The organism is Demequina pelophila (assembly GCF_000971175.1).
Taxonomy (GTDB): domain Bacteria; phylum Actinomycetota; class Actinomycetes; order Actinomycetales; family Demequinaceae; genus Demequina; species Demequina pelophila.
Map to the genome: position 1 here is coordinate 72,167 of NZ_BBLY01000008.1, position 7,604 is coordinate 79,770.

At 64.9% G+C, this 7,604-nt stretch carries 7 protein-coding genes; all 7 read left to right on the forward strand.

Annotated elements, in window-relative coordinates; all coding sequences use genetic code 11:
* Positions 1-20: 20 nt before the first annotated feature.
* Complete coding sequence (locus AOM03_RS11555; protein ID WP_062381526.1) at positions 21-710, forward strand: inositol monophosphatase family protein; 690 nt, start codon at positions 21-23, stop codon at positions 708-710.
* Positions 640-2,199 carry an N-acetylneuraminate synthase family protein gene (locus AOM03_RS11560; protein WP_062381528.1) on the forward strand — a complete coding sequence of 520 codons (1,560 nt, stop codon included), beginning with the start codon at positions 640-642 and terminating at the stop codon, positions 2,197-2,199. The genes AOM03_RS11555 and AOM03_RS11560 overlap by 71 nt, the downstream gene beginning before the upstream one ends.
* Positions 2,200-2,558: 359 nt before the next feature.
* Positions 2,559-3,326 (forward strand): hypothetical protein, encoded by a 768-nt coding sequence (locus AOM03_RS11565; protein WP_156157737.1) that lies wholly within the window; start codon positions 2,559-2,561, stop codon positions 3,324-3,326.
* Positions 3,327-3,381: 55 nt separating this feature from the next.
* Positions 3,382-4,149: an NTP transferase domain-containing protein gene (locus AOM03_RS11570; RefSeq protein WP_082092381.1), complete on the forward strand. Its 768-nt coding sequence runs from the start codon at positions 3,382-3,384 to the stop codon at positions 4,147-4,149.
* On the forward strand, positions 4,136-4,900 hold the full coding sequence (kdsB, locus tag AOM03_RS11575) for a 3-deoxy-manno-octulosonate cytidylyltransferase (RefSeq protein WP_082092382.1): 765 nt from the start codon (positions 4,136-4,138) through the stop codon (positions 4,898-4,900). The genes AOM03_RS11570 and kdsB overlap by 14 nt, the downstream gene beginning before the upstream one ends.
* Positions 4,901-5,076: 176 nt before the next feature.
* On the forward strand, positions 5,077-6,891 hold the full coding sequence (locus tag AOM03_RS11580; RefSeq protein ID WP_062381535.1) for a tetratricopeptide repeat protein: 1,815 nt from the start codon (positions 5,077-5,079) through the stop codon (positions 6,889-6,891).
* Positions 6,892-7,206: 315 nt separating this feature from the next.
* Positions 7,207-7,604, forward strand: a 398-nt coding sequence (locus AOM03_RS11585) for an IS110 family transposase (protein WP_156157738.1), incomplete at its 3' end; no start/stop codon positions are given.

Genomic DNA, 7,604 nt, shown 5'->3' on the forward strand with positions numbered 1-7,604 from the left:
TCGCCGCCCGAGGAGCTCCCATGACCACGGTCCGTTCAGTGCTCGAAGGCGTCTGCGCCCTGGTCGAAGCCGAGCTTCCCGAACTCGCGGCGCGCCGCTACGCCATCACATGGAAGCCCGACGGCAGCCCCGTCACCGACGCCGATGTTTACCTCGAGCGCCAGGTGGAAGCACACCTTCGCACGTACTACCCCGACATCCGCTTCATTGGCGAGGAGTCTTTTGTCGAGTCGGATGCCGACCTCGCCGGCTGGACGGCGGTACTCGATCCGATTGACGGCACCGAGAACTTCTGCTCGGGACTCAAGGAGTGGGGAGTCTCGCTCACGATCTGGCTCGACGGACACCACGAAGGCAGCCTTCTGCTACTCCCGGAGCTCGGCGAGAGGCTTATTACCGGCGACACATTCGCGCCCATCCGGTCCAGGATCGTGGGCTTCTCCTCCTCCATCAGCGACGAGCTGGTGCGACAAGTCGCAGCGACCCGCGAAGCAAGGATCATCGGGTGCGCCGTCTATAATCTCTTCAACGTGGTGCGCGGATCCTACTCACGCTTCGTGAATCCCGTCGGCGCCTACTCCTGGGATCTTCTTGCGGGCGTTCAACTCGCCCTCGAACACGGATGTGAGGTACTGATCGATGGTCTCCCCTACGACGGACGCTATCTCGAACCTGGTCGCCGCTACCGCGTCGACATACAACACGGATAGGATCGTCCTTCTCGGAAAGGGTCCGTCGGCCGACAAGGTCAACGCCGCCGTCTACAAGGACGCGATCGTTATCGGTCTCAACGACGCCGAGCGCATCACGCCGACCGACATCACGATCTTCCACGACGAGTGGGTGAAGGCATCGTTGCGCGACGCCGGCATGCGCTCCCGGGCATACGTGACCTCAACGGACTTTCAGGCGCCGGGCCACACTGTGGTGAACCTGCCCTACGAGCCTCTCAGCAACGACGAGGGCGACATCATGATGAGTCGCTTCCAGTCGCGCGACGAACTCGCCATCGAGGAGATCATGCTGCTCACTGCGCTGGAGTTCGCGCGGCTCATCGCGGACCAGCGCGGCGAACGACAGACCGTCCACATGGTCGGCTTCGATTTCGCGCCCGAGCTCGGCTACTCGCGTGCGACCGAGACCGAGTTCTCGCCCGACCTGTCGGGTGATCGCGGCGAAGGCGTTCGCATCCAGGCCGAGGTGCTACGCAACGCGCTCTACGTCATGCGCGACACGAACCTCGACATCATCCACGTGGGTGACCACGAGCTGTCGAGGATGACCCCCGCCGAATTCAACGCGCTGGTCGCACCGAAGCCCCTTCACCCTGGCGAGGGAGAGCTCGAGCAGCCCGATGTTCTCATCACCGCCGAGATCACGACGAACCACTTCGGCGACCGCGCACGGCTCGAGCAGCTGGTCCGCGCCGCGCATGCCGCAGGCGCCGACCTGGTGAAGGTCCAGAAGAGGGACGTCGAGACCTTCTACACGGCCGAGCAACTCGCGAAGCCCTACGCCTCGCCGTTTGGCACCACGTTTGGCGAATACCGTCGCGCTCTCGAGCTCGACCGCGAGGACTTCGAGTACCTAGACTCCCTGTGCGGGTCTCTCGGCATCAGCTGGTTCGCCTCGGTGCTCGACCAGCCGTCATTCAAGTTCATGGCGGATCTGGGCGCACCCCTTCTCAAGTTGCCGTCCACCATCTCCGAGCACCGCGACTACCTGAGGTATGTATCCGAGAACTACTCGGGACCCCTGGTGCTGTCGACCGGGATGACCGACCAGGACTACGAGGACTGGGTCCTCTCGACCTTCGGCAAGCAGGAGCGTCTGTACCTGCTCCACTGCAACTCCGCATACCCAACGCCCGACGAGCACTGCAACATCGGTGTGGTCCGCCACTACGCAGAGCTCGCGAAGGATCACCCGAACCTGGTTCCGGGCTACTCGAGCCACGACCACGGCTGGATGGCATCGGCCCTGGCGGTCGCCGCCGGCGCGGGTATGGTCGAGAAGCACGTCAAGCTCGGCAACACCGAGTGGGCGCACTTCGACGCAGTCGCCGTGGACCTCACGACGCCCGCGTTCAAGGAGTACGTCGACAACGTCCGCCGTGCTCAGATGTTCGTCGGCTCAAGCGTCAAGAAGGTCACGCCTTCGGAGCACCACAAGTACACGATCCCGCGCGCCGGGCGGTGAGCGAACGCGTGGGCGCGCCTCGCGCCTCAAACTCTCCAGCCTCGGCACACGAGCTCGAGGCGCGAGGCGATGTCCGAGGAGCTTACCGGGCCTATTCCACCGCCGCCGGTGCTGACCTACTGGACGGGGAGTCTGCCTTCCGAGCGGGCCTGATGGCCGAACGGATGGGCAATCCCATCGCCGCGCAGCGGTGGTACGAGCAAGCATGCTCGGTACCGGCCCCGGCCACTCGTTGGTGGTATTTCTTGGGCAGGGCCTACGAGCGGAGCCGTGCGTTCGAGCAGGCCGCCTACGCGTACACACGATTCGCACGCGCTTCGAGGCGCGCGCGACGCCCCTTCCGGTCCGTCGACGGTGGGATGCTCGACTTCGACCACGAGCTCCACTACACGGGCATGGCGAAGCCGGCATACGCGTACGCGGTCCAGCACGCGTGCCTGCTAGCCTCCGCGCTCGGCGTAGACCGCATCCGTGTAGCGGAAGTCGGCGTTGCAGGAGGCCAGGGCCTCCTCGCTCTTGAGCACCACGCATCGACGCTCGCTCGCGCCACCGGCGTGACCGTCGAGGTCTTTGGCCTTGACAACGGATCTGGGCTGCCGCGAGGCGCTGACCACCGCGATGTCCAGCACTACTTCCAGGCCGGTGACTACGCGATGGACGAAGCCGAACTGCGCACGCGGCTGACCTCCGCGCAGTTGATCATCGGGGATGTCCGAGAGACATTCGAGAGTTGGCTACGGTCGTCGGAAATCCCAGTCGGCGCGGTGCTGAACGATGTCGATCTCTACGCCTCGACCGCCCCCGTTCTTGCCGCGCTCGGCGCACCGAATACACTCGGCCATCTCCTCCCGCGCGTATCGATGTTCTTCGACGACCTCGTGCCGAAGAAGCGCGAAGAACGGCTCAAGGACTACAGCGACTTCACTGGCGAGGCGCTCGCGATTAGCGATTTCAATGAAGGCCATGCCACCGCGAAGATCTCGCGGGACCTTCACACGGTCACTTTGCCGAGACGGCTTCCCTGGCACCAGTGCGCGTACCTGCTTCACCGCTTCGATCACCCCGACTACAGCACGCCCGTCCGGGAGGGAGTTCCCGACAGGTTAAGGTTGAGTGGGGCAGGCTAGACCAACGAGCCGCGCCGAGAGGCGAGAACGTCCACCATTCAGGAGCACCATCACGATGACACCACTAGACGAGATCGTCGTAGTTTCCGCGCGCTCAAGGCCCCCGCGGCCCTCCGCCGAGCCGACCGTCAATGTCGAGGGTGTTCCACTGATCGTGCGGACCGCCGAACGGTGTCTCGAGGTCTTTCCCCACGATCAGGTCCTAGTGGCGACCGGCGACCCTCAGATCGCCAAAGCCTGCATAGGCCGTGGCCTCCGTGTGGTCGAAACAAGAGATGGCCACCAGACTGACCTCGACCAGGCGGCCGAGGTCGCGGCGATGGTGCCAGCAATGTCCTACATCAGCATCCCGTGCGATGAGCCGCTTGTTCCGGCCGAGGACATCCGTGCCCTCCGCGATGCCGCACGAACGGATCGGGGCGCCACCGTCGTCGGCTACCGCCCGATGACGGCCGCCGAATGGGAGAACCCCTCGAACCCGAGATTGCTCTTCAGCCTCTCGGGGCGCCTTATCTACATTGGGCGGGCGAGAGTCGCGGGGGGTCACCGCGATGAGTTCTCGTTTGGCTACATGCCGACGATCGGCCGCGCGTATCCGGCAACTGTGCTCGAGACCGTCAGATCGACCGATGGCCGCACACCGCTCGAATCGCTCGAGGATCACGAGGTGATGCGGTTGCTCGAAATCGGCCTTCCCGTTCGCGTGGTCGAACTACGCGGCCAGTCAATTGGGGTCCGCGGCACTGACGCCGCGACGGCGGCCGCGCGAGTGATCAGCAACATCGAGAGTGGCGAAGAAGGGGGCCAGCATGAGCGCCTATGATGAGGTAATTGTCATTCCAGCGCGCTACGGTTCTTCGAGGTTCCCAGGCAAGCCGCTCACGAAGATCGCCGGCGTGCCGATGGTGATTCGAACTGCACGCCGTTGCCAAGCAGTTCTGCCCCACGATCAGGTCATCGTGGCGACCGACGATGACCGAATCGTCGACGCGTGCACCGCAGCCGGCGTTCGCGTGGAGAAGACCCGCAACGATCACCCGACGGGTATCGACCGCGTCGCCGAGGTCGCGACCCGCATCGCCGCCAAGACATACATCAACCTTATGGGCGACGAACCCATCTTCCCGATTTCGGACATCGAGCGCATGCTCGTTGCCGTTCGTGAAGATAGGACGAACGTCAAGGTTGGCTACACGCCGATCGGTGAAGCTCAATGGCGGAACACGAAGATACTCAAGGTCCTGATCGGCCTTCAGAGCAACGTGATCTACATCGGTCGGGCGCGAGTTCCGGGCTCGCACGAGGACGTGTTCCATGGCGGGTACCGGCACGTCTGCATTCACGCCTACAGCCCCGAGGCGCTCGCTGCCTTCGGTGCCAAGGGTGCCCGGACGCCGATCGAGGCCGCCGAAGACCAGGAAGTAATGAGGTTCCTCGAACTCGACATCCCGGTTAGCGCGGTCCTCATGTCGGACGACTCTCTGTCCGTCGACGTTCCCGAAGACATCGCACGGGTCGAGGCGCTGATCTCGTCCCGGAGCATCGACGCCGGGCTCGAGCGACGGGCCGGATGACCCGCGCACCACGAGTCTCGGCCGCGACGCGCGCGCGCCGGGCGACGCGCCGCCGGGCGTCTGCTTTCGGAAGACGCGCAGTCTCGGCGATCAGTGCGATCCCAGGCGTCGCCACGCCGCTCGCAACCCGCGCGGCGTCTTCTGGCCACCTGGGGAGAGACGTCGCGCAAGAGGAGATGTACGGCCGCCAGCAATTGAGACGGCGCGATCGCCTCGCGAGGTTTGTGTGGAGAGCAAACTGGCGGGGACGGGTAGCGATTTGGGAGCAGGTCGACACCGCGCAGTGCGATGATGCGAAGCTCTACGAACTCCGTGCCCAGACGCTCGCCGGCCAAGGGGACCTGGAGGGTTCCCTCGTGGCGCGTCGGCAGGCCGCCCAGCTCGAACCCGACTCGGCGCAGCGCCACCTTGCGGTCGCTCTGACCCTACTGCGCATGCGTGTGCCGGGCCTGATACACGATCCCGTCAGGGGCATCGTTGCAGACTCGCACCCGCGGCTCGACGAAGCCGTGCAAGAGCTCGAGAAGGCGCTCGCCTGCGAACCCGGCAACTACCAGCTCCTCGTCAGGCTCGCGCGGACGCACGTCAAGCGGCGCGCTTTCGACGCTGCGATCGACTGCTACCGACAGGCGCTAGCCGACTACCCGTCGTCGAAGATCGCCACCGAGCTCGGCCAGTGCCTTCAACGGCCCGCGGTAACGGATATGGATGGCGCCGCAGCAGCATACGAGCAGGCGCTTGAGTTGAATCCATCGAACCGGTTGGCCGCCGAACGGCTGATCAACGTGAGCCAGCGCGGGACGCAGGACTGGCGGCGCTTGTGGGATCTCGCGTCGACGTTCCAGCGGTCAAGGGCGCATGGCAGCCCCATCGCAGACGAGCTCATCCGGAATACCGAACCGCTCTTCTCAGATCCCGATCAGGTCCAGCCCGAGGCCATCCTCGGGCTCATCGATGAGTTGGCAACGACCGGCGAGAGTCTGGACCTATCCTTCGGACGCCTGGTCTCCGACCGACTGCAGTTCATTGGAGCGCTCGACGCTGGCTTCGCTGTCCGGCAGAGACTGGCCAAAGCCATAATCCGAGACACGACCATGGGCAAGCGCACCTTCGCCCGGCTTCATCGGCGCGCCTCCGCGCTGGCCTATCTTGGGCGCGCTGACGAAGCCCTTGAACTGCTCGACCCGCCACTTTGGCATTCCAAGAGTGAGACGACCGCTCGAGCGATGCAGAAGCTCGCAGTCGATGCGGCTCTGCTCGCCGGAGATTCCCGTCCTCTCGCGGCATGGGCGGCGAGCGAACGCGAGCGCGCGCCGATCGCTGCTGACACCAGGATGGATCGGCTCGTCCGCGGACGGCGCGTTGCGATCGTCGGACCGTCCCAGACGCCAGAACTTAACGGCGCCGTGATCGACGGTTACGACTGCATCGTACGGCCCCGTTTCTCGCGCAGTTTCATCGCGTCCCAAGCAGCGTTCGGCGGATCGCGCACTGACATCACCTACTACTCGGGCCGAGATCTCGGCCCGATGATTGGCGAAGCGCAGGCGGCTGTCCAAGACGGCGAGCTGGGCCTCGTCGTAGTCCGCCCGCTGCTGTTCGGCGACCCGGCACTCGCAGCGTTCGACTGGTTGCGCCATTACCGTTCGGACCTGTCGTTGAGTCTTCACGGCAACCCACTCGGCGTGCCGAGAATGATATACGACCTTCTGCAGTTCGATCCTGCGGAGATCAGCGTCTTCAACTCCGATCTCTACACCGGAGGTGCTGCATTCGCGCCTGGGTACCGCGATACGCAAGACTCGCGCATCGGCGCACACTCCATCATGAATGATCTCATCGTCGCTCATGATCTGAGGTTCGACTTCGGCTACCTCAAGGGGCTACGGGACGCCGGCGTCATCTCTGCCCAGGGCATTGTTTCAGAGGTTCTGGATCTTTCCGCGGACCAGTACGTCGACCGCGTGAACGAGGCGGGCACGCTCAGGTGACGACGCGCGCCCATCCTGAATCGGCTGTAAGTCTGGGGGTGGCTGGCCTGGGGCCGGCTGGCAGGGTGGGTGTTGGCGTTCCTGCTCGGGTGTGACCCCTGAATCGACTGGCCGCCGCGGTCGCGGTGTGCCCTTCCCAGGATCTGTCCGTCCGAGCAGGATGCCGACGCCGACCCGGCCCACTCCGATGGCTTGATCAGAAGCTTGCCCGACCGTTGCAGCGGTCGTGGCCCATTACAGGCCTGCCTCGAAGTGATCTCTCCCGGGTCGACGCCGACGACAGTGACGTCACCCACGGAAAGGATCACGCGCACCATGTCCATCGTCGCAAACGAGGTCGGCTTCGTCATCGGGGCCGACACCCACGCCCGCACGCACACCCTCGCGATCATCGACGCGACCACCGGCGCACGCACAGCGTCGGATACCTTCCCCGCCACGAACGCCGGCATCGCGCGCGCGGTGACCTGGATCACCAAGCGCACCACGACCCCCGCCTCCACGCTCGTCGCCATCGAGGGCATCGGCTCGTACGGTGCCCGCCTGGCACACGCTTGTCACGAAAGCGGCTATCGCGTCGTCGAACCCTTCGCCACGCCCGCAGCGGCACGCCACGGACGGGGCAAGAGCGACGACATCGACGCCGAACTGATCGCCCGCTCCGTCCTCGGGGCCGACATCGACCGACTGCGCGATCCACGCGAAGACTCCGG